Consider the following 21,173-nt stretch of genomic DNA (forward strand, 5'->3'; position numbering starts at 1 on the left):
CGGCGCGTCAGGTCGCCATCTGCTCGACAAGGTTTTTCAGCAATTCGGCCGAGGCGCGCAGCCCCTCGGTCTCGTCGCGGTTCAATTCGGGCATCAGGGTCGCCGACACGCCCTCGCGCCCCACCAGACGCGGCAGCGACAGCGCCACGTCGGGCACGCCCAGAACCTCGCCCTCGACGGTCGAGACCGACAGCACCGCCTGTTCATCCCCCGCGATGGCGCCCACGAGTCCGACCTTCATGCCCTACCTCGCGAGGTTTCGCAGCTGCAGCACAGCATGGACCGGCGGCGCATGGCAAACCCCGATGCGCGCCCACTTGTGCCGGATCGCGGGCAGGCATAGCTTCGCGCCATACCCTTTTGACGGATTACCCCCATGCGTATCGGCATCCTGCAAACCGGCCATGTCCCGGACGAGATCAAGGCCACGGACGGCGAATATGCCGACATGTTCGCCCGCCTCTTCGAAGGGCGCGAGTTCACCTATGACGTCTATAACGTCGTCGACATGGAGTTTCCCGACGGCGCCGCGGCGGCGGAGGGCTGGCTGATCACCGGCTCGCGCCATGGCGCCTACGAAGATCACCCCTGGATTCCGCCGTTGGAGGAGCTGATCCGCGCCATCCGCGATGCGGGCGCGCCGTTGGTGGGCATCTGTTTCGGCCACCAGATCATCGCGCAGGCGCTTGGCGGCACGGTCGAGAAATTCGCCGGCGGCTGGTCCGTCGGGCGGCGCAGCTACCAGGTGGGCGACCGGACGCTCTACCTCAACGCGTGGCACCAGGACCAGGTGGTCGCCCTGCCCGAGGGGACGACCGTTCTGGGCCATAACGATTTCTGCGCCAACGCGGTGCTGGCCTTCGGTCCGCGCATCCTGACAGTGCAGCCGCATCCCGAATTCGGCGCCTCCGTCGTGCAGGGCCTGATCGAGCACCGCTCGGCCACCGTGCCCGACCCGCTGGTCGACGCCGCGCGCGAGGGGCTGTCGCGGCCCACCGACAACCCGCCCGTCGCCGATTGGCTGGCCGATGTGCTGGAAGGGGCGGACGCCACCGTCCTGCCCGGAAATTTCACGCGAAAGGTCAGCGCATGAGCGCGATGAGCAACCTTGTCGAACGCCTGCCCGAGGTGGCGCAGGTCTATCTCGAAGGGCGCAGCATCGACGAGGTGGAGTGCATCGTCGCCGACCTCGCCGGGGTCGCGCGGGGCAAGGCGATGCCGGGCGGCAAATTCGCCCAGCAGACACATTTCTACCTGCCCAACTCGATCTTCTTCCAGACGATCACCGGCGATTGGGCCGACAATCCGCTGGACGTGGGCTTTACCGAGCCGGACATGGTCCTGACCCCGGATTTCACCACCGCCCTGCCCGCGCCCTGGACCGCCGACTGGACACTGCAGGTGATCCACGACATCGACGACCAGCAGGGTCAGCCGGTGCCCTTCGCCCCGCGCAACGTCCTCAAACGGGTGGTGGCGCTTTACAACGCGCGCGGCTGGACCCCCATCGTCGCGCCCGAGATGGAATTCTACCTCGTGGCGCCCAACACCGACCCCGCCCGCGCGATCGAACCGCCGATGGGCCGGTCGGGGCGGCGCGCCGCCGCGCGGCAGGCCTATTCCATGTCGGCGGTCGATGAATACGGCCCCGTCATCGACGACATCTACGATTTCGCCGAGGCGATGGGCCTGGAAATCGACGGCATCCTGCAAGAGGGCGGCGCGGGTCAGGTGGAGTTGAACCTGCGCCACGGCGACCCGGTGCGGCTGGCCGACGAGATGTTCTATTTCAAGCGCATGATCCGCGAGGCCGCGCTGAAGCACGACTGCTACGCGACCTTCATGGCCAAGCCGATCGAGGGCGAGCCGGGCAGCGCCATGCATATCCACCATTCGGTGGTCGACATGGAGACCGGGCAGAACATCTTTTCCGACGCCGAGGGCGACGAGACCCCGGCCTTCGGTCATTTCATCGGCGGGATGCAGCGGCACCTGCCCTCGGTCATCGCGCTCCTTGCGCCTTACGTGAACAGCTACCGCCGCTACGTCCCGGATTTCGCCGCGCCCATCAACCTCGAATGGGCGCGCGACAACCGCACCACGGGGCTGCGCGTGCCGATCTCGGATGCCGCAGGGCGGCGCGTGGAAAACCGCCTGCCGGGGATGGATTGCAACCCCTATCTGGGGATCGCGGCCTCGCTCGCCTGTGGCTACCTGGGTCTGGTGAACGCCACCGCACCGGGCGAGCCATGGGTGGGCGATGCCTATACCGGCGACGACAATATCCCGCGCGGCCTTGGCGCGGCGCTCGACCTGCTGCGCGAGGACACGGCCATCCGCGAGGTGCTCGGCACCGAGTTCTGCGACGTCTATGCCGCCGTCAAAGACCTCGAATACAACGAGTTCCTGCAAGTGATCAGCCCGTGGGAGCGGGAGCATCTGCTCCTGAACGTGTGACGCCCGTCATGAGCGCGCTTTACCGCAACGACCGCCCCGGCAGCCATGCGCCGTCCTGGTATGCCTCGGCCCTGCCCGCGCCACCGACACGCCCCGCCCTGCTGGGCGAGGTCAGGGCGGATGTGGCGATCCTGGGGGCCGGGTTCACCGGGCTGTGGGCCGCGCTGGTGCTGGCCCGCGCGGGGCGGCAAGTGGTGGTGCTGGATGCGCATCGCGTGGGCTTCGGCGCTTCGGGGCGGAATGGCGGGCAAGTCCATTCGGGCTACAACAAGCCGCTGGATTGGCTGGAGGCGAAACTGGGCGACGCGCGCGCGCGCGCGCTGTGGGACCTGTCCGAAAGGGCGAAGGACCAGCTGCGCGATTTCTGCGCCGCCCATGCGCCCGAGGCCGCCTTTCGCCCGGGCATCGCCCATGGTGTCTACAGCGCCGCCGAGTTGGACGAGGCCCGCGCCGAGGCCGATCATATCGCCGCCAGGACCGGCCAGACCGCCGAGGTGATGGACGCGGACACGTTCGGCGCGCTGGTCAAATCCCCCCTCTACCAGGGCGGTATTCTCGACCATAGCGGCGGTCACCTGAACCCGCTGGCCTATGCCCGCGCCCTGGCGCGCGAGGCCGAGGCGGCGGGCGCGGCGATCTACGAGCAAAGCGAAGTCACGGGGATCGAGGACGGCGCGCAGGTGGTGCTGACCACCGCCGGGGGCCGCGTCTCCGCCGATCACGCCATCATCGCGGGCAATGGCTATTTGCCGAACATCCTGCCGCAGGTGAATGCGCGGGTGATGCCGATCAACTCCTTCATCGCCGCGACCGAGCCGCTGCCCGACACCTGGCGCGACGTTCTGGCCGAGGATATCGCCGTGGCCGATTCCCGCTTCGTGGTGAATTACTACCGCTTTTCCGAGGATCGCCGGTTCCTCTTCGGCGGGCGCGAGAGCTATTCCATCGGCTTCCCCTCGGACATCTCGACGGCATTGGTGGCCCGCATGACGCGCCTGTTCCCGCAACTGAAGGGCGTCGCGGTCACCCATGTCTGGGGCGGGTCGCTGGGGATCACGGTGCCGCGCCTGCCCTACCTTGCCCGCCTCAGCCCCCGGATGCTGTCGGCCGCCGGGTTCTCGGGGCATGGCGTGGCGCTTTCGGGCATGGCGGGGCGAATCATGGCCGAGGCCGTGATGGGGCAGGAGGACGACCTCGCCGCCTTCGAGGCCCTTCCGATCCCGCGTTTTCCGGGCGGCACGGCGCTGCGCGCGCCGATCCTGACGCTGGCGATGACGTGGTTCTCGCTGCGCGACCGCCTGGGTATATGACCTTCTGGCAGCGTCATTTTTCTTTCACTGGCCCTTTTCGCGCGTTTGGGAGTATAAGAATTTCGAAAAGGGACATTTCGAAAAGGTGAAATCATGGCGCCCACGCAGACCGGCCTCGCCCCCAATGTCTACGATGCCGAACCGATCCCCGAGGCGGCCCGGGCCGAGATCGACCGGCTGATGCAATCGGGCGACCTGTTCCGCTATACCGCGCCTGCGGATGCGCCCGTGGCCCTGCTGGAACGCGAATTTGCCGACATGATGGGCGTGAAATACGCGCTGGCTGTCTCCTCCTGCTCCGCCGCGATCTTCCTGTCGCTGGAGGCGCTGGGGCTGGAACCGGGCGCGCGCGTGCTGATCCCCGCCTTCACCTTCGCGGCGGTCCCCTCGGCCATTGTCCATGCGCGGATGCAGCCCGTGCTGGTCGAGGTGGGCGAGAATTACCGCATCGACATCGAGGATTTCAAAGCCAAGCTCGATGACAGCATCTCGGCGGTCATCATCAGCCACATGCGCGGCCATACCTCGGACATGGACGCGATCATGGCGCTGTGCGATGCGGCCGGCATCCCCGTGATCGAGGACGCGGCCCATTCACTGGGCACCACCTGGCACGGCAAGAAGATCGGCACGATCGGCGCGGTCGGTTGCTTCTCGTTCCAGTCCTACAAGATGCTGAACGCGGGCGAAGGCGGCATCCTGATCTCGAACGACGCCGACGTGATCGCGCGCGCCGTGATCCTGTCGGGCGCCTACGAGCACAACTGGAAAAAGCACAAGGGCCCCGAGGGGCAGAACGACCCGGAACTGGCGATGGCCTTTGCCCGCTGGCAGAACAAGCTGCCGCTCTACAACATGCGGTTGCAGAACCTCAGCGCCGCCGTGATCCGCCCGCAGATCCCCGAGCTGGCCCGCCGCGTCCGCGATGGCCGCGCGAACCACGATTACGTGGCCGGTCTGCTGAACGCCTCGCCCTGGCTGAACGTGCCCGACCCGCTCGGCCCGGAAGAGCGCGCGCCCGACTCGATCCAGTTCAACCTCGTGGGCGTCGAGACCGACGACCAGGCCAAGGCCTTTGCAGAGGCGGCGGAAGCGCGCGGCGTGAAGGTGCAGGTTTTCGGCCTGTCGACCGACAATGCCCGCGCCTACTGGAACTGGCAGTTCATCCCCGGCGACCTGCCCGACCTGCCGCAGACCCGCGCGATGCTGATGCGCGCCTGCGACGTGCGCCTGCCCGCCCGGCTGACAAAGCCCGAACTGGATTTCGTGGCGGGCGCGCTGCTGGCCGCCGCCGAGGACGTGATGGGCGAGGCGCGCGCCTACGGCACCTGAGCCGAAAAATCTTCTCGAAGATTTTTCGGGTGGGAAGAGTTTTCGTGAAAACTCTTCCCGTCGCGTTTCTGCCAGACGCATCGGCAGATCGTCATGGGTGATGGACAGTCTGACGGGCCGTGGATAGCGTGCCTGCAATCGTCGCGCGATATCCATGAGGACGCCATGAAAGACCATGCCCCCAATTCCTGGGAAGCCCGGGCCGAGGAATACTCGCTCTATGGCTTTACCGATCTGCCCTCGGTCCGCGAACGCGGCACCGTCGTCGTCACCCATGGCGAAGGGCCCTATATCGTCGACACCAACGGCACCCGCTATCTCGACAGCAACTCGGGCCTTTGGAACATGGTCGCGGGCTTCGATCACAAGGGTTTGGCCGAGGCCGCCAAGGCGCAATACGACCGCTTTCCCGGCTATCACGCGTTTTTCGGGCGCATGTCGGACCAGACCGTCGCCCTGTCGGAACGCCTGATCGAGGTGTCCCCCTTCGACCGGGGCAAGGTGTTCTACACCAACTCGGGCTCCGAGGCGAATGACACCATGGTCAAGATGCTGTGGTTCCTGAACCGCGCCACGGGCCGCCCGCAGGCGCGCAAGATCCTGACGCGCTGGAACGCCTATCACGGGGTGACGGCGATCTCGGCCTCGATGACGGGCAAGCCCTATAACGAGGTGTTCGGCCTGCCGCTGGACGGGTTCATCCACCTGACCTGCCCGCATTACTGGCGCTTCGGCGCGGAGGGCGAGACGGAAGAACAGTTCACCGCGCGGTTGGCGGCGGAACTGGAAGAGGTGATCGCGCGCGAAGGGGCCGACACGATCGCGGGCTTCTTCGCCGAACCGGTCATGGGCGCAGGCGGGGTCATCCCGCCGTCGGCGGGCTATTTCCAGGCGATCCAGCCGATCCTGAAAAAGCACGGCATCCCGCTGATCTCGGACGAGGTGATCTGCGGCTTCGGCCGGACGGGCGAGGTCTGGGGCTGCGAGACCTACGGGTTCGTGCCCGACGCCATCATCTCGTCCAAGGCGCTGACGGCGGGGTATTTCCCGATGGGCGCGGTGATCCTCGGCCCCGAGATGACCGACAAGCTGCAGGCGGCCATCGACGCGATCGAGGAGTTCCCGCACGGCTTTACCGCCTCGGGTCACCCGGTCGGCTGCGCCGTGGCGCTGAAAGCGATCGACGTGGTCCTCGAAGAAGGGCTGCTGGACATGGTGCGCGAGGGCGCGGGCCGGATGGAGGCGGGCCTCGCCGAGATCGCCAAGCACCCAAATATCGGGGAGTTGCGCGGCATCGGCTACATGTGGGCGCTGGAGGCGGTGAAGGACCGCGAGGGCAAGGTGCCCTTCGACGGGTCGCTGTCGGTCAGCGAGCGGATCGCCAATGCCTGCACCGATCACGGGTTGATCTGCCGCCCGCTGGGGCAGTCGGTCGTGCTGTGCCCGCCCTTCATCCTGACCGATGCGCAGATGGACGAGATGTTCGAAAAGCTGGACGCCTCGCTGAAGCAGGTCTTCGCCGAAGTCGTCTGACCCTTCCCCGTCACATGAGAAAGGGCGCCGCGCGGCGCCCTTTTGCTTGGCGAATCCGGCGATCCCTACATCTTGCTGAGTTTCGATTGCAGGTCGGCGAGTTGCTTCTTGATGTCGGCCAGTTCCTCGTCCGAGCTTTGGCCGCCGCTGCCGGCTTCCGCAGTCTCGGCCCTGTCATCGCCGGACGGGCCGGACCAGCTGTTGCCCATGCCGCCCATCATCGCCTTCATGAAGGCCTCTTGCTGCGCGCGCATTGCCTCGAAGCCGGGCATGTTCGCCATCGGGTTCATCGCGGTCATGTTCTCGACCATCTTCGACTGCCCCTCTTTCAGCATGTCGAAACTCATGGCGAGGAAATCGGGCACGACCGATTGCGCCTGCGTGGTGTAGCTGCGCACGAGGTCGGTCAGCACCGCAATGGGCAGGACGCTTTCGCCGCGGCTTTCATGTTCGGCAATGATTTGAAGAAGATACTGGCGGGTCAGGTCATCACCGGATTTCAGGTCGACGATCTTGACCTCGCGGCCCGCGCGGATGAAGCCCGCGATATCCTCCAAGGTGACATAGTCCGAGGTCTCGGTGTTGTAGAGACGCCGGCTGGCGTAACGCTTGATCAGCAGCGGCTCGGTCGGCTCGGCCATGCTCTTCTCCCTTCCTGCGATGCAGCATCGGTCAGCCTAAGCGCATCGACGGGAAAAGCAATCAACCATTTCACGTGATCTTATAGAGGAAAGGGCGGACCGAACCGGCCCGCCCTTCTTGTGTTTCGCGGCGGCGGGGAGGACGCCGGGCGCGAAATCAGGCTTGCTGGCGCCGGGTGGCGCCGCGCAATTACTTCGCCGATGCCTTCTTGGCAGCGGTGGTCACCTCGGAGGTGGCTTTCTTGACGGCAGCGGTGGCTTCTTCGGAAGCTTCCTTGCCGGCAGCCATCATCAGCTCGACGGTTTCCATCTGCACCTTCTTCGCGATCTCGGCGAAGGCGGCCATGGATTCGGCGGTCATCTCGGCCTGGGCCGATGCGAAATCGGTCATGGCTTTGGTGTAGTCGGTCGGCTCTTCCTTGACGGCGGCGACGTCACCCATCTTGGCGATGGTGTCTTTCGTCCACTTCGAGGAGATCTCGGTCGACTTTTCGGCGGCGTCGAGGACAACCTTCGACATCTTCTCGCCCATTGCGGCCGAGCTTTTGAAAGCGTCGCTGTAGGCCGTCATGTCCATCGGGAACGCGTTCATCATTTCGGTCATGTATTTGGTGAAATCGGTGTTAGCCATTTGTTTGCTCCTTGATCCGCCGGGTGAGCGGGCTTTGCTGCATCTGCACAGAATATGGATGCTGCACTGCAGAAAGTCAAGATTATTCTGCACTGCAGCATTACCGGAGCGTGTGCGAAACTTCCCCTAGGGAAATCAGCCGTTTACCTTTTCGAGAACGTAAGTTCCGGGGGCCGGGGCCAGCACTTTGTAGCCGCCCTCTCCCGGCACGCGGGCCGCGACCTGCTTGCCGGAGCGACTCGCCAGCCACTTGCCCCAACGCGGCCACCACGAGCCTTCGTGGTAGTCCCCGGTGGACTGCCACTCCTCGGGCGAGAGGCTTGGATCGTCATTCGTGTAATGGCCGTATTTCTTCTTGGAGGGCGGGTTGATGATGCCGGCGATATGCCCCGACTCCGACAGGATGAAGGTCTTGTTCTTCGACCCCAGCTGCTGGAACCCGCGATAGCTGTCCTTCCAGGCGGCGATATGGTCGGTCTCGCAGGCCACGGCGCAGACGGGCACGGTCACGTCCTTGACGCTGAGCGTCTCGCCCAGCAGGTCGAACCCGTCATGGGTCAGCGCGTTCGCCTGGCACAGGCCGCGCAGGTATTGCACCGTCATCTTGCCCGGCAGGTTGGTCGAGTCGCCGTTCCAGAACAGCAGATCGAAGGCCGGGGGCGATTCCCCCATCATGTAGCTGCGGATCGCAGGCTGGTAGACAAGGTCCTGCGCGCGCAGGAACGAGAAGGTCTTGGACATGTAGTAACTGTCCAGATAGCCGGAGGCATCGACCTGCCGTTCGATCGCATCGACGAAATCGTCCTGCAGGAAGACGGTGAATTCCCCCTGCTCGGAGAAATCAACGAGCGTGGTGAAGAAGGTGGCCGATTTGATCGACTTGTCGCCCCGCTTTTTCAGGAGCGAGAGGGTCAGGGCCAGCGTCGTGCCCGCCACGCAATAGCCCACCGCGTTCACCTGCGACTCGCCGGTGATCTCCTTGGCGACGCGGATCGCTTCGAGATAGCCTTCCTCGATATAGGTATCGAGCCCGGCATCGGCATAGGTTTCATCGGGGTTCTTCCAGCTGACCACGAAGAGGGTAAAGCCCTGCTCGACGATCCACTTGATCAGGCTGTTCTGCGGCTTGAGATCGAGGATGTAGAACTTGTTGATCCAGGGCGGAAAGATCACCAGCGGCGTGCGATGCACCGTCTCGGTCTTGGGGGCGTATTGGATCACCTCCATCATCCGGTTGCGAAAAACCACCGATCCTTCCGAGACGCCAAGGTTCTCGCCCACCTTGAACGCTTCGGGGTCGGCCAGCGTCGGCAACAGGTCGCCGCGGCGCGCCTCGATGTCCCGCACGAGGTTCTCCAACCCCTGCACCAGGCTTGCGCCCTCGGTCTCGACCGCGCGTTCCAGCGCATCGGGATTGGTGGCGAGGTAGTTGGTGGGCGAAAACAGGTCGATCACCTGCCGCGCAAAGAACTCCACCCGCTGCTTGTCGCGCGGCTCCAACCCGTCGAGATCGGCCAGCGCGTCTTCGATGGCCTTGGCGCCCAACTCGTATTGCTGGCGAACGAAGGCGAAATAGGGATGCGTGCGCCACAGCGGGTTGGCGAACCGCTTGTCCCTGGGCGCCTCGCCATTCTCGGGCAGGGTGAACTGGCCCTGCGCCATGGCGTTCTGCATCTCGATGAACTGGGCCATGGTCTTGCCCCAGTATTCCACCTGCGTCTCGATCAGCTTGGTGGGGTTGGTCATCATGTCCGACCAATAGGCCGTGCTCGCCTTCAGGTAGAGGTCCTGCCCCGGCCCCTCGAGGCCGACATCGCCCGGCGATTTCTCGGCCAACGCCGCGACGAGGCGCTTGGAGAGCGACTCGATCTTTTGCAGGTTTTCGCTGACGCGATCCAGGTTCTCTCCCATCGCGGCTCCTCCCAAGTCGCTTTGTCCCACCTTGATTTCATCCCTTTTATGCGTCATTTCCAAGTATGGCGATGCCTTGGTGAGGGGGCAAAGCACCGAATTCAACCGGGTGGGGCATGAAATATTGCCCCTGTGGCCTTTGTCCGGCGACGTGGCCCCGCGGCAGGAGACAGTGATGCGTTACCTTCTCACCTATGATTTCATGGAATCCATGCGCGTGACCAACCAGTGGTTGGGCTCGACCGCGCGGGCGATGTGCTCCTACCCGCAGCTTGGCCTTGCGGCGAATCCCTTCATCAACCTGACCGCCGCCTGGGGCGAGGTGACCGAGCGCAGCTTCGCGCGGATGGTCGCGAAACCCGACTGGGGCATCTACTCGATCCCCGGCGATGACGGGCGCGATCACATCATCTCGGTCGAGACGGTCCTGCCCCGCCCCTTCGGCGACCTGATCCGCTTCAAGGTGCATGGCCGCGAGCCGACGGGCCGCAAGGTTCTGCTGGTGGCGCCGATGTCGGGCCATTACGCGACGCTGCTGCGCTCGACCGTGCTTAGCCTGCTGCCCGATTGCGACGTCTACATCACCGACTGGCACAACGCCCGCGACATCCCCGTCAGCGAGGGCAAGTTCGATGTCGAGGATTACACGCTCTACCTCGTCGATTTCCTCAAAGAGATGGGGCCGGACACCCATGTGATCGCCGTCTGCCAGCCCGCGCCCCTGGCGCTGGCCGCGACCGCCTACCTGGCCGAGGAAGACCCCGACGCGCAGCCGCGCACCCTGACCCTGATCGGCGGCCCGATCGACCCCGACGCGGCGGCGACCGACGTCACCGATTTCGGCAACCGCGTCACCATGGGCCAGTTGGAGCGCCACGTGATCCAGCGCGTCGGCTTCAAGTATCGCGGCGCGGGGCGGCTGGTCTATCCGGGGTTGCAACAGTTGACCAGCTTCATGGCGATGAACGCCGAGAAACACGCCAAGGCCTTCACCGACCAGATCATGCGCGTCGCCAAGGGCGAGGCGGGCGATCACGACAAGCACAACAAGTTCTACGACGAATACCTCGCCGTGATGGACATGACCGCCGAGTTCTACCTCTCGACGGTCGAGCGGATCTTCAAGGGGCTTGAAATCGCGCAGAACAAGTTCGTGGTGGACGGCAAACAGGTCGATATCGGCAAGATCACCACCGTCGCGGTCAAGACCGTCGAGGGCGGCAAGGATGACATCTCGGCCCCCGGCCAATGCGTCGCCGCGCTGGACCTGTGCACCGGCTTGCCGCCCGAGAAGAAGGCCAATTACCTCGAACCGAACGCGGGCCATTACGGCATCTTCGCGGGCAAAAGCTGGCGCAACAACATCCGCCCGCTGGTGCTCGATTTCATCGACGCCAATTGCGACGTGCCGAAAACGCCGGTGAAAGAGACCGCGACCGCCGCCGAGTGACGCGCGCGGCGGGCTAGCCCGCCGTCCAGCCCCCATCGACCAGGATCGAGGTGCCTGTCACCATCGCCGCGGCATCCGAGGCGACGAACAGCACCGCGCCCATGATGTCCTCGACCCGCCCCACGCGGCCCAGCTTGATCTTGCTTTCGATCCAGGCGCGCTTCTCGGGATCGGCAAAGGTGGCTTCGGTCAGGGGCGTGCGGATGAAGGTCGGGCAGACCGTGTTCACCCGGATGCCCCGCGCGCCCCATTCGATCGCCATCGCCTTGGTCATCCCCTCCACCGCGTGCTTCGAGGCGCAATAGACCGCCCGGTCGATGCCGCCGACATGGCCCATCTGGCTGGAGATCTGGATGATCGCGCCGCCCGCCTCCCCCATGCGCCGCGCGGCCTCCTGCGCGAGGTGATAGGCGGCCTTCACGTTGACCGCCATCACCGCGTCATAATCGCCCTCTTCCGTCTCCAGGGCCGGGCCATGCCGCGCCATGCCGGCCGAGTTGACCAGCACGTCCAACGGCCCGATCCGGTCCATCGCGGCCACAACCGCGCCCCGGTCGGTCACGTCGAGGACCAGCGCCTCCGCCGACAGGCCCGCGGCCAGCATCTCTGCCACCGCTCGATCCAACTCCGCTTCCCCGCGCGCGGCCACGATCACATGCGCCCCCGCTTCGGCCAGCGCCATCGCGCAGCCCAGCCCGATCCCGCGCGATCCACCGGCCACAAGGGCGCGGCGGCCGTCCAATCGAAAGCTCGGGGTGCGGGGAAGGGTCATCTCGGCTCCTGTGGATCGTTCCGGTGTCTCTGCATCAGTTCCGTGGATAAATCTCTGCACAAGCTGTGGAAACGAAGAAAATCCACCACCCCATCTTTATCCCGAAAAATATGCGAAGCGGGGGCAAGGGGGCGCAGCCCCCAAAAGGGGTGGGCGGGCGGGCCCGCCCACCCCCGATCTCATTCCGCCGCGCCGCGATAGGGCGCGCCCTCGCCATAGGGCACGTTCCGACCCCCGTAGCGGCGCACCCGGATGTTGCATTGCTCGGCATGGCCCACGAACCCTTCCAGCATGCACAGCCGCGAGCCATATTCGCCCACCAGGGTCGCCGCCTCGTCGGTCAGCACCTTCTGGTAGGAATGGGTCTTGAGGAACTTGCCCACCCAGAGACCGCCGGTGTAGCGCCCGGCGCGCTTGGTCGGCAGGGTGTGGTTCGTGCCGATCACCTTGTCGCCATTGGCCACGTTGGTCCGCGGCCCAAGGAACAGCGCCCCGTAATTCGTCATTTTCTCCAGGTACCAGTCATCGCGGTCGGTCATCACCTGCACATGCTCATAGGCCATCTCGTCGGCCACGCGCAGTATCTCGTCGTGCCCCTCGCACAGGATCACGTCGCCGTAATCCTGCCAGCTGGCCGAGGCCGTCTCTGCCGTGGGCAAAATTCCCAGCAGACGGTCCACCTCGGCCAGCGTGGCCTCCGCGAGTGTGCGCGAATTCGTGATCAGGCAGGCGGGGGAGTTGTAGCCATGCTCGGCCTGGCCCAGCAGATCGGTCGCCACCAGTTCCGCATCCACCGTGTCATCGGCGATGACCATGGTCTCGGTCGGCCCGGCGAACAGGTCGATCCCCACGCGCCCGAAAAGCTGCCGCTTGGCCTCGGCCACGAAGGCGTTGCCGGGTCCCACCAGCATGTCGACCGGCGCGATGCTCTCGGTCCCCAGCGCCATGGCGCCCACAGCCTGCACGCCACCGAGGCACAGGATCTCGTCCGCGCCGCCCTCGTGCATCGCGGCCACGATGGCGGGGTGCGGTTTGCCCCCCACCGGCGGCGCGCTGGCAACGATCCGCCCCACGCCCGCGACCTTGGCGGTCAGCACCGACATATGCGCCGAAGCGACCATGGGAAACTTGCCGCCCGGCACGTAGCAGCCGACCGAGTTCACCGGGATATTGCGGTGGCCCAGGATCACGCCGGGCAGCGTTTCGACCTCGATATCGCGCATCGAGGCCTTCTGCGCCTCGGCGAAGCGGCGGATCTGGTCCTGCGCGAAGCGGATATCTTCCATCTCGCGGGTCGAGACCTGGCTCATCGCCGCTTCGATCTCGGACGGGGTCAGGCGGAACGCCTCGGGCGTGTAGCCGTCGAACTTCGTGGACAAATCGCGCACGGCGGCATCGCCGCGTGTTTCGATATCCGACAGGATGCCTTCGACCACCGTTCGCGTTTTCGCGTCATCCTCGGCCCGTTCGGCCTCGGGCTTGCCGCGCTTGAGATACTCCGCCATCGCTGATCCTTCCCCGGACATGTCGGGCGCAGGATTCCGCAATTTGCATACGAATGCAACACGGAACGGTCAGTCGGGGCAGACTGCGGCCCGGTAGGCCGCGATGGCCTGTGCAAGCGCCTCGGCCCGCCTGGGCAGGACGTTGAGGTAGAGCGTCTCGTCGATATAGATCGACAGGCCCACATCCGCCTCACCGCTGCCATCCATGCGGGGAAAGACATCCTCGCGCAGGAAATTGACCCGTGCCGCCAAGGGGCCGTATGCGCCTGCCTGCACCCGCTGGAACAACGCGCGGAGGGCGCTGTTCAAACCCTCCTGCGGCAGGCCGCGGGCGAATTCCTCTTCCATCGTGTCGAGGATGGTGTTGGCTGCGGCCTGCAACTCGGGCAGATGCGCGGCATCCACCGGAAATTCGGCGATGCTGAAGGCGGGGACGCTGTCATCTTGCGTCACGATCATCGACTCGACGACCGGCGCCAACAGCGACAGGTCGAAGCGCATCTCGTCCCGCCCGGCGAGGACCTCGTAGCGCTGCCCATCAGGCGCGTCGATCCAGACGGGCGACGGCGTGAAGGTCTCGATCCGCAGCGCGCAGCCTTCCAGCGTGACGGTCATCTCGCGATGGAGCGTCTCGTTATCGGCCACGTCCACGATCAGGGCGGCGAGCGCGGCCGGGTCGCCCGCCTGCGCCGATAATGGGGACGCGGCGCATAGCGCGAGGGCAAGCGCCGTGGCGGCACGAACGGGGCGGATGGGCATGAGGCACTCCGGTCAATCTGCAACTGACCGCAGGCTAGACCGGTTTTCGCCCCGCGCCCAAGCCCTTAGCGAATGGCCTGCCCCTCGGGGTCGAAGAAATGCAGCTTGCCGGAGGCGAAGCTCAGGCCGACCTTTTCGCCATTGCGATGCTCGGCCTCGCCATCCACGCGGACGGTCAGCTTGCCTGCCCCGCCGCAATCCACGATCAGGAACGTATCGGCGCCCAAGTATTCCACCAGGTCGATCCGCCCGTCCAGATCGCCCGTGCCGGGGGCCACGATCTCGATCGCCTCGGGCCGGATGCCCAGCTTGACCGCGCCATCCTTGCCCGGCGCAGCACCGCTGCGCCCGTCTTCGAGGTGGTACTCCCCGCCCGAGACGGAACAGGGCAGGATGTTCATCTTGGGGCTGCCGATGAACTCGGCCACGAAGAGGTTGCCGGGGTTTTCATAAAGCTCCTTCGGCGTGCCCACTTGCGCGATGGTGCCGAAATCCAGCACCACGATGCGGTCGGCCAGCGTCATCGCTTCGACCTGGTCGTGGGTCACGTAGATCATGGTCGAGTCGAGATGCTCGTGCAGCTTGGCGATCTCGTAGCGCATCTCGACCCGCAGCGCGGCGTCGAGGTTCGACAGCGGCTCGTCGAACAGGAACGCCGTGGGGTCGCGCACAATGGAACGCCCGATGGCGACCCGCTGGCGCTGACCGCCCGACAGGTCCTTGGGCCGCCGTTCAAGGTAGGGTTCCAGCCGCAGCACGCGGGCGGCCTCGGCCACCTTGGCCTGTTGTTCCTCTTTCGGGGCGCCGGCGGTTTTCAGCGAGAAGCCCATGTTCTCGGCCACCGACATATGGGGGTAAAGCGCGTAGGACTGGAACACCATGGCAAGGCCCCGCTTGCTGGGCGGCTCGGCCGTGGCGTCGCGCCCGTCGATCATGATCTGGCCGCGGCTGGTTTCCTCCAGCCCCGCGATCATGCGCAGAAGCGTGGATTTCCCGCAGCCCGAGGGGCCGACGAAGATGACGAACTCGCCATCCCCGATGGACAGGTCCACGCCCTTGATGACCTGCACATCGCCGAACCATTTCTCGACGGATTTCAGCTCGATCGATCCCATCGCTCAGTCCTTTCCCTGCCCGGAGGCGGCCGAGGGGCTGGCCCATGCCAGCCACACCGCCGCCGTCCAGGTGAACGTGGCCCCACCGGCGGGCGTGCCGTCGATCGGGCTGAAATACTCGGCAAAGCCGTTCTCGGCGATCAGCCGCGCGGTGTCGCGGCGCACGCGGTCGGCTTGCGCGGTCAGCCCCGCCTCGGCCATGCCGTTCCCGGCGAGGTAGTTCATCACCCCCCAGACCGGCCCGCGCCAGTAGCGCAGGTGGTCGAATTTCGGCCCCTCGGGGTCATAGCTGGGCAGCGCATAGGGGCTGCGCGCCAGAAGGGCGTCGAGTGCGGGCACGGCGCGGTCGCCCCGCAAACCGCCCCACCAGCACAGGAAGGACGCGTTCGACAGCGACCCGGCGAAGTTGCCCGTGCGCAGGTTCTTGGCGTCATAGGCCCCGAGCGCGGGGTTCCACAGGGTCTCGGCCCCCTCTTCCAGCGTGGCGACCCAATCGCGGATCTCGCCCGCATCCTCGCCCAGCAGATCCGCCATCGCGGCCAGGTCGCGGGTCGAGCGCAGGGTTGTGAAGGTCATCGTCGGGTCGGCCACGCGGAAGGGGCTCTCAGTGGCAATCGCGGCCTCGTCCCATTTGCGGTCGCGCCCGAACTGCACCAGCCAGATGTAGCGGTCGTAATCCTCTTTCGTGGGGCGCATGCGCGGGTCCACATGGCCCGTGTCGCGCCGCGTGTAGGGCTGCACGCCCACCGGATCGACACCGGCCATCGCCTCGTCCCAATCGGGGGCGTTGTCGCGGCCGGCTTCCCACGGGTGGGTGATGACCACGGCCCCGGTCTCGGCCCGCGCCGCCATGATCCAGCGGTGATAGGCCAGAAGCTTCGGGAACAGCGCCCGCAAGCGATCTGCGCCCGCAGCCGTGTTGGCCTGGTGGATGCGCCACGCCAGCGAGGCCGCAACGGGCGGCTGGCTGATGCCAGAGGAGGCGACAGCGCACGCCCCCCGGCCCACCGCATCCTCGGTCCCCCAGACATCGGGGCCGGGGAAATAGCCCGGATCGGGGCGGTGGAACAGGATATGGGGCACCATGCCGTTGTCCCACTGGCCCGAGAACAGCGTTTCGATCTCGGCCCAGGCGCGGTCGATATTCACCGCGGCGAACCCCAGCCCCGCAAAGGCCGAGTCCCAGTTCCACTGGTAGGGGTAAAGACCGTCGGTCGGCACCGTGTAGCCGCCCCGGTCGTTCAGCTCCAGAATGCGCCGCGCCTCGGCATCGAGGGGGGCCACGTCGATTTCGGTCAGTTCGTGCATCATTGTCCTTCTCCGGCGACGGCCGGGGGGCCGCCGCGTTCGGCATTTGAAACGCCCCCCAAGACAGGCTCCTGGGGCCTTTCATTTTGCTGGCGCAAAACCATGCAAGGGCCAGCGACGGCCACAGGGCCGCCGCGTTCGGCATTTGAAACGCCCCACCGGGGCCTTTTATTTTGCTGGCGCAAAACCATGCCTCACCCTTTCACACTCCCCGCGGTCAGGCCGCGCGTCATGAATTTCTCCAGCCCCAGGAACAGGGCCATCACGGGAACGGTGGCGATCACCGCGCCCGCCATCAGGTGCTGACGGGGAATCTCGGAACTGTTGAGCGAGGCGATCCCCCGCGTCAGCGTGAATTTCGACGGATCGTCCAGCAGCATGAAGGCCAGCAGGAACTCGTTCCACGCGATCATGAAGACATAGAGCGACACGCTCGCCAGCGCCGGAAGCGACAGGGGCAGCGTGATCTTCCAGATCACCTGCAACCGGTTCAGCCCGTCCATCAGCCCGGCCTCTTCCACCTCGCCCGGCAGGCCGCGGAAATAGCCCTGCAACATGTAGAGCGCGACGGGGATGGTCGTGACCGGGTAGATCATGACGATCCCGAGGATCGAGTTGCGCAAGCCCGTCATCGAGAAGACGATATAGATCGGCAACGCCAGAACGATCATCGGCACCATGTAAATCAGCAGGATCGACCGGCTGAGCGCCTTCTGCCCGCGGAATTTCAGCCGCGCCACCGCGTAGGCCCCGGGGATCGAGAAGGCCAAGGTGATGAAGACGGTCAGCACCGAGACGTAGAAAGACGTCCACATGTAGCTGCCGAAATTGAAGTCCCGGAACAGCTCGGAATAGCTGCGGAACAGCCCCCAGCCCTGGCTGAGATCGATCGAGAAATCGAGCGGGTTGGCGATGAGTTCGCCTTGTGTCTTCAGGCTGGTCATCACCATGACGTAGAAGGGGATCGCCACGATCGCGGTGAAGAAGATGTAGCCGAACCCGGTCAGGAAGCGGATCACGGCCTCTTCCCACTCATGGCGGTTCAGCGCCCCGCGCGGCGCCCCGGCCATCATCACCGTGACGGGCCAGGCCAGGCCGATGCCGAAGCCGATCCCGGCCGACAGGTGCCCGCCCATCCCGACGGTCTCGGCCACGTGGATCGGGCTGAACGGCGTGTAGCTGAGCGCGACACCCAGAACCGCCGCCCCCACCGTCAAAAGCCACCCCTTCCGGTTTTCCGGCGCGGCCAGCCCGACCAGCGCACCCAGCAGGATGCAGCCCCACAGGCCGGGGCGGAACGCCTCGCCGGTGGTGAAGCTGAGCAGCACCGCCAGCGTCGTCGCCATGATGAAGGCCCACAAGACGCCGAGGATCGGGCCGGTGACATATCCGTATCTGAGCAGGCTCATACGATCCCCCCTCCCTTCATCTTGGCCCGAAAACTCTCGGGGGAGCGCGAGGGGGCAGACAGCCCCCTCGCACGGGTCGCTGCCGCAGGCAGCGAAACACCTGCGCCAAAGGGCTCCGCCCGCCCGTCGCTTGACCCGTCCACTGGACATTTCATCGGCTGCGCCGCACCGCCATTGGGCTCCGCCCGTTGTTCGCTTGAAACGTCCACTGGACGTTTCATCGGCTGCGCCGCACCGCCATTGGGCTCCGCCCGTTGTTCGCTTGAAACGTCCACTGGACGTTTCATCGGCTGCGCCGAACCGCCATTGGGCTCCGCCCGTTGTTCGCTTGAAACGTCCACTGGACGTTTCATCGGCTGCGCCGAACCGCTCACAACCCCTCCTCCCGCGAGATGAAGCGGAAGAAGGCCCAGCTGAAGATCAGAAGGCAGATCAGGATGACCACGGCCACCGCCGCGCCCGCGCCGATATTGCTGACCGCGAAGGCCTGTTCATAGACATTCACCGTCAGCGTCCGCGTGCCCGCGTTGCCGCCCGTCAGCAGGAAGATGTCGTCGAACTTGTTGAACGTCCAGATGAAGCGCAGCAGGAACAGGACCGACAGGATGCCCATCAGCATCGGCAGCGACAGGTAGCGGAATTTCTGGAACGGGCTGGCCCCGTCCACATCCGCCGCCTCGTACATGTCGTGGTCGATCGACTGCATCCGCGCGAGGATGAACAGGAAGGACAGCGGAAAGTAGCGCCAGATCTCGAACACCGTCACCATGATCAGCGCCAGGGGCCGCTCGCCGAAGAAATTGATCGTGTCCTCGGTCACGCCCATCTGCACCAGAAGCGCGTTCACGCTGCCCGAGAACGGGTCGAGCAGGATCACCCAGGTAAAGGCCACCGCGATCACCGGGGCCACGTAGGGAAACAGGTACAGCCCCCGCAGCACGCCCTGCCCCTTGAACGACTTGTTCAAGAGCATCGCCGCAAACAGGCCCACGACCAGCGCACCGATCGTGCCGAAAACCGTGTAGAAGACGGTCGCGAAAATCACCGTCCAGAATTCGCGCGCGTCGAACACGTCGCGGAAATTCTCCAGCGTGAATTCGAAATTCGCGAGGATATTGTCCGCCTCGCCGGTGATCTCGACCGGGGTCGCGTCCTCGATCGCGTCCTCCAGCGCATCCGGGTCGCCATCGAGCAGGGCGGGGATTTCCAGCGTCAGGCGTCCGCCCGGCTCCAACTCGCCGATGTCGCAGCGCAGCGCCGCGCCCTCCAGCGTGCAGATCTCGGGCAAGGCCTGCACCGTGACCCCCGCGGGCAGCGTATCGGTCAGCACCGTGTTGCGGATCGGCTCGTCCTGGCTGGAATTGCGGATGCGGTAGCGCAGCGTCGCCACCTCTTCATCGGCATCGCGCAGATCCTCGCGGACCACCGGCGCGGGCGGGCGCAGGTCGGCCAGCCCCACCGGCTTGAAGGAGATCCAGAAGATCGCCAGCAAGGGAAGGATGACCACCAGCATCACGCTGGTCAGCGTCGGAAGAAGGAGGCTCCAGGCCAGCCGCGCCTCGCGGCGGGCCAGCGGGCCCCGTCCTTTCGGTGGGGTCGCGGTCGTCATGGGTCAGGCTCCGGCAGCTACGGGTCCGGGTGGGTGCGGGGCCGCACATCGGCGGCCCCGGCAGGTCTCGCGCAGGATCATTCGATCCCCGAAAGCTCCCCGTTCATCAGCGCGACGGTTTCTTCGGCGCTGCGCACACCGTCGATGTATTCGCGCACGAGGCGGTTGATGACCTGGCTGTTGATCATGTTCGAGGCCAGCGCCAGCTGTCCCTCGGCCACGCCCCAGCGCTGCGCCACGTCCAGGCCGCCAACGATCTCGTCGATCATCTCCGCGGCATAAAGGTCACCCAGCGGCGCGCGGCGGTCGACACCGACGTCCAGCTGCGCCCATGCCTCGGTGAAGGCGGTCGGGTTCTCGCTATCCCCCTGGCGCACGGGGAACTTGCCCTCGGGCGCGATGGCGAGCGTGGCGGTATAGCCGTCCGACAGCGAATACTCGATGAAGGCCTGCGCGGCCTCGGTATCGGCATCGGCCGTCACGCCGAAATAGCGGATATCGGCCCAGGCCGCGCCATCGGGGTTCGACGGACCGGCGAAGTTGGTGACGATCCCGGTCATGCCGGCCAGTTCGGTGCTGGTCGGATCATCGTTGATGGTCGGCGGCGCACTGTCGCGCAGGCCGGCCAGTTCATCGAGGATGAAGGGCGACCAGATGATCATCGCCGCGCGCCCCGCGAAATAGAGCTCGCGCGACTGCTGCCAGAACAGCTCGCCCTCGGGGCTGGCCTCGACGATGGCGCGGTAGAATTCCAGCACCTCGATCGTGGCGGCCTCGTCGAGCGGGGCAAAGCCGTTCTCATCCACCGGCGAGACGCCGTTGGCGAGGAAGACATGCTCCAGCACCTGGCTCATGAAGTTCTCGTCCACCTTGGTGGCGGCGACGAAGCCGAACATCTCGGGCGGATTGTGCAGCGCCTCGATGGCGGCCAGCACGTTTTCGTACGAGGTCGGCGGCTCCAGCCTGTTCTCTTCGAACAGGTCGGCGCGGTAGACGATCATCTGCGTCCAGCCATCGACCGGCACGCTGGCATAGCCCTCTTCCACGGCGGCCATTTCCATCGCCCCCGAGGCGAAGGTGTCCACGCCAAGGGTCTCGATCACCTCGGTCGCGGCATCGGCATCGAGGATGCCCGCCTCGTACCAGGGCAGCGCGTATTGCAGCGTGTGGTAGATCACGTCGGGCAGGTCACCGGCGGCGAAGGCGGCCGTGGCGCGCGTGCCGAGGTCGCTTTCGGTAACCGGGATGACCTCGACCTCGATGCCGGTCTCGGCGGTGAAGTCCGCGGCCATCGCCTCCTGCCGGGCGAGGCGCTCGGGCTGTTCCTCGGTCGTCCAGAAGCGGATCGTGTCCGCCCCCGCCACCGTGGTCAGCGCCAGCACCGAGGCCGCCGCCAAAAGGGCCGCGCGGCCCGTGGGGTTCATCATTGCC

The 21,173-nt window shown here is 65.8% G+C and carries 18 protein-coding genes; 6 read left to right on the forward strand and 12 right to left on the reverse strand.

The genetic code is table 11. The features are described from left to right. Positions 1-7: 7 nt before the first annotated feature. Positions 8-241 carry a Rossmann-fold NAD(P)-binding domain-containing protein gene (locus tag ABD923_RS08220; protein WP_259550193.1) on the reverse strand — a complete coding sequence of 78 codons (234 nt, stop codon included), beginning with the start codon at positions 239-241 and terminating at the stop codon, positions 8-10. Positions 242-376: 135 nt separating this feature from the next. Between ABD923_RS08220 and ABD923_RS08225 the strand changes: the two genes are divergently transcribed. The 5 genes from ABD923_RS08225 (at position 377) to ABD923_RS08245 (ending at position 6,632) form a co-directional block, all read left to right on the forward strand. After that, complete coding sequence (locus ABD923_RS08225) at positions 377-1,093, forward strand: type 1 glutamine amidotransferase (RefSeq protein WP_259550194.1); 717 nt, start codon at positions 377-379, stop codon at positions 1,091-1,093. A gap of 5 nt (positions 1,094-1,098) precedes the next feature. Next, positions 1,099-2,457, forward strand: coding sequence for a glutamine synthetase family protein (locus tag ABD923_RS08230; RefSeq protein WP_259550556.1), 1,359 nt, complete (start codon positions 1,099-1,101; stop codon positions 2,455-2,457). Positions 2,458-2,465: 8 nt separating this feature from the next. Beyond that, a complete protein-coding gene (locus ABD923_RS08235; protein WP_259550195.1) occupies positions 2,466-3,767 on the forward strand; it encodes an NAD(P)/FAD-dependent oxidoreductase in 1,302 nt (433 codons plus the stop codon). Positions 3,768-3,860: 93 nt separating this feature from the next. Further along, positions 3,861-5,099: a DegT/DnrJ/EryC1/StrS family aminotransferase gene (locus tag ABD923_RS08240; RefSeq protein WP_259550196.1), complete on the forward strand. Its 1,239-nt coding sequence runs from the start codon at positions 3,861-3,863 to the stop codon at positions 5,097-5,099. A 165-nt stretch (positions 5,100-5,264) separates the two neighbouring features. Continuing rightward, complete coding sequence (locus ABD923_RS08245) at positions 5,265-6,632, forward strand: aminotransferase (RefSeq protein WP_259550197.1); 1,368 nt, start codon at positions 5,265-5,267, stop codon at positions 6,630-6,632. A gap of 65 nt (positions 6,633-6,697) precedes the next feature. On the opposite strand, the gene phaR is transcribed toward ABD923_RS08245, so the two are convergent. The 3 genes from phaR to phaC all read right to left on the reverse strand — a co-directional run bounded on the left by phaR (position 6,698) and on the right by phaC (position 9,815). Continuing rightward, positions 6,698-7,273 carry a polyhydroxyalkanoate synthesis repressor PhaR gene (gene phaR / locus ABD923_RS08250; RefSeq protein ID WP_259550198.1) on the reverse strand — a complete coding sequence of 192 codons (576 nt, stop codon included), beginning with the start codon at positions 7,271-7,273 and terminating at the stop codon, positions 6,698-6,700. 190 nt (positions 7,274-7,463) lie between these two features. Continuing rightward, a complete protein-coding gene (locus ABD923_RS08255) occupies positions 7,464-7,904 on the reverse strand; it encodes a phasin family protein (protein ID WP_259550199.1) in 441 nt (146 codons plus the stop codon). A 135-nt stretch (positions 7,905-8,039) separates the two neighbouring features. Continuing rightward, positions 8,040-9,815: a class I poly(R)-hydroxyalkanoic acid synthase gene (gene phaC / locus ABD923_RS08260; protein WP_259550200.1), complete on the reverse strand. Its 1,776-nt coding sequence runs from the start codon at positions 9,813-9,815 to the stop codon at positions 8,040-8,042. Between the two features lie 175 nt (positions 9,816-9,990). On the opposite strand from phaC, the gene phaZ reads away from it, so the two are divergent. Next, positions 9,991-11,265 (forward strand): polyhydroxyalkanoate depolymerase, encoded by a 1,275-nt coding sequence (phaZ, locus tag ABD923_RS08265; protein ID WP_259550201.1) that lies wholly within the window; start codon positions 9,991-9,993, stop codon positions 11,263-11,265. 13 nt (positions 11,266-11,278) lie between these two features. Here the strand turns inward: phaZ and ABD923_RS08270 are convergent, their stop codons facing one another. The 8 genes from ABD923_RS08270 to ABD923_RS08305 form a co-directional block, all read right to left on the reverse strand. Next, on the reverse strand, positions 11,279-12,037 hold the full coding sequence (locus tag ABD923_RS08270) for an SDR family NAD(P)-dependent oxidoreductase (protein ID WP_259550202.1): 759 nt from the start codon (positions 12,035-12,037) through the stop codon (positions 11,279-11,281). A gap of 179 nt (positions 12,038-12,216) precedes the next feature. After that, a complete protein-coding gene (gene hisD, locus ABD923_RS08275) occupies positions 12,217-13,542 on the reverse strand; it encodes a histidinol dehydrogenase (RefSeq protein WP_259550203.1) in 1,326 nt (441 codons plus the stop codon). 69 nt (positions 13,543-13,611) lie between these two features. Continuing rightward, the gene (locus tag ABD923_RS08280; RefSeq protein ID WP_259550204.1) at positions 13,612-14,301 is read right to left on the reverse strand and encodes a hypothetical protein; all 690 of its coding nucleotides are present in this window, start codon (positions 14,299-14,301) and stop codon (positions 13,612-13,614) included. A gap of 65 nt (positions 14,302-14,366) precedes the next feature. Further along, positions 14,367-15,416, reverse strand: a complete 1,050-nt coding sequence (locus ABD923_RS08285) for an ABC transporter ATP-binding protein (protein WP_259550205.1) — start codon at positions 15,414-15,416, stop codon at positions 14,367-14,369. A gap of 3 nt (positions 15,417-15,419) precedes the next feature. Further along, the gene (locus tag ABD923_RS08290) at positions 15,420-16,727 is read right to left on the reverse strand and encodes an MGH1-like glycoside hydrolase domain-containing protein (protein ID WP_310796409.1); all 1,308 of its coding nucleotides are present in this window, start codon (positions 16,725-16,727) and stop codon (positions 15,420-15,422) included. A gap of 191 nt (positions 16,728-16,918) precedes the next feature. After that, positions 16,919-18,133 carry a carbohydrate ABC transporter permease gene (locus tag ABD923_RS08295; RefSeq protein ID WP_259550206.1) on the reverse strand — a complete coding sequence of 405 codons (1,215 nt, stop codon included), beginning with the start codon at positions 18,131-18,133 and terminating at the stop codon, positions 16,919-16,921. Between the two features lie 370 nt (positions 18,134-18,503). Then, positions 18,504-19,742: a sugar ABC transporter permease gene (locus ABD923_RS08300; protein ID WP_259550207.1), complete on the reverse strand. Its 1,239-nt coding sequence runs from the start codon at positions 19,740-19,742 to the stop codon at positions 18,504-18,506. A 77-nt stretch (positions 19,743-19,819) separates the two neighbouring features. Continuing rightward, positions 19,820-21,166 carry an ABC transporter substrate-binding protein gene (locus ABD923_RS08305; protein WP_259550559.1) on the reverse strand — a complete coding sequence of 449 codons (1,347 nt, stop codon included), beginning with the start codon at positions 21,164-21,166 and terminating at the stop codon, positions 19,820-19,822. Between the last annotated feature and the right edge of the window lie 7 nt (positions 21,167-21,173).

The organism is [Roseibacterium] beibuensis, assembly GCF_039542305.1.
Taxonomy (GTDB): Bacteria; Pseudomonadota; Alphaproteobacteria; order Rhodobacterales; family Rhodobacteraceae; genus Roseibacterium; species Roseibacterium beibuensis.

What these genes read in the sequence shown, in the direction of transcription:
- ABD923_RS08245 (WP_259550197.1), top strand. Translation starts at nt 5,265, where the DNA reads ATGAAAGACCATGCCCCCAATTCCTGGGAAGCCCGGGCCGAGGAATAC.
- ABD923_RS08305 (WP_259550559.1), bottom strand. Translation starts at nt 21,166, where the DNA reads ATGAACCCCACGGGCCGCGCGGCCCTTTTGGCGGCGGCCTCGGTGCTG.
- ABD923_RS08255 (WP_259550199.1), bottom strand. Translation starts at nt 7,904, where the DNA reads ATGGCTAACACCGATTTCACCAAATACATGACCGAAATGATGAACGCG.
- phaR (WP_259550198.1), bottom strand. Translation starts at nt 7,273, where the DNA reads ATGGCCGAGCCGACCGAGCCGCTGCTGATCAAGCGTTACGCCAGCCGG.
- ABD923_RS08280 (WP_259550204.1), bottom strand. Translation starts at nt 14,301, where the DNA reads ATGCCCATCCGCCCCGTTCGTGCCGCCACGGCGCTTGCCCTCGCGCTA.
- phaC (WP_259550200.1), bottom strand. Translation starts at nt 9,815, where the DNA reads ATGGGAGAGAACCTGGATCGCGTCAGCGAAAACCTGCAAAAGATCGAG.
- hisD (WP_259550203.1), bottom strand. Translation starts at nt 13,542, where the DNA reads ATGGCGGAGTATCTCAAGCGCGGCAAGCCCGAGGCCGAACGGGCCGAG.
- ABD923_RS08270 (WP_259550202.1), bottom strand. Translation starts at nt 12,037, where the DNA reads ATGACCCTTCCCCGCACCCCGAGCTTTCGATTGGACGGCCGCCGCGCC.
- phaZ (WP_259550201.1), top strand. Translation starts at nt 9,991, where the DNA reads ATGCGTTACCTTCTCACCTATGATTTCATGGAATCCATGCGCGTGACC.
- ABD923_RS08220 (WP_259550193.1), bottom strand. Translation starts at nt 241, where the DNA reads ATGAAGGTCGGACTCGTGGGCGCCATCGCGGGGGATGAACAGGCGGTG.
- ABD923_RS08235 (WP_259550195.1), top strand. Translation starts at nt 2,466, where the DNA reads ATGAGCGCGCTTTACCGCAACGACCGCCCCGGCAGCCATGCGCCGTCC.
- ABD923_RS08300 (WP_259550207.1), bottom strand. Translation starts at nt 19,742, where the DNA reads ATGACGACCGCGACCCCACCGAAAGGACGGGGCCCGCTGGCCCGCCGC.
- ABD923_RS08225 (WP_259550194.1), top strand. Translation starts at nt 377, where the DNA reads ATGCGTATCGGCATCCTGCAAACCGGCCATGTCCCGGACGAGATCAAG.
- ABD923_RS08240 (WP_259550196.1), top strand. Translation starts at nt 3,861, where the DNA reads ATGGCGCCCACGCAGACCGGCCTCGCCCCCAATGTCTACGATGCCGAA.
- ABD923_RS08295 (WP_259550206.1), bottom strand. Translation starts at nt 18,133, where the DNA reads ATGAGCCTGCTCAGATACGGATATGTCACCGGCCCGATCCTCGGCGTC.
- ABD923_RS08290 (WP_310796409.1), bottom strand. Translation starts at nt 16,727, where the DNA reads ATGATGCACGAACTGACCGAAATCGACGTGGCCCCCCTCGATGCCGAG.
- ABD923_RS08285 (WP_259550205.1), bottom strand. Translation starts at nt 15,416, where the DNA reads ATGGGATCGATCGAGCTGAAATCCGTCGAGAAATGGTTCGGCGATGTG.
- ABD923_RS08230 (WP_259550556.1), top strand. Translation starts at nt 1,099, where the DNA reads ATGAGCAACCTTGTCGAACGCCTGCCCGAGGTGGCGCAGGTCTATCTC.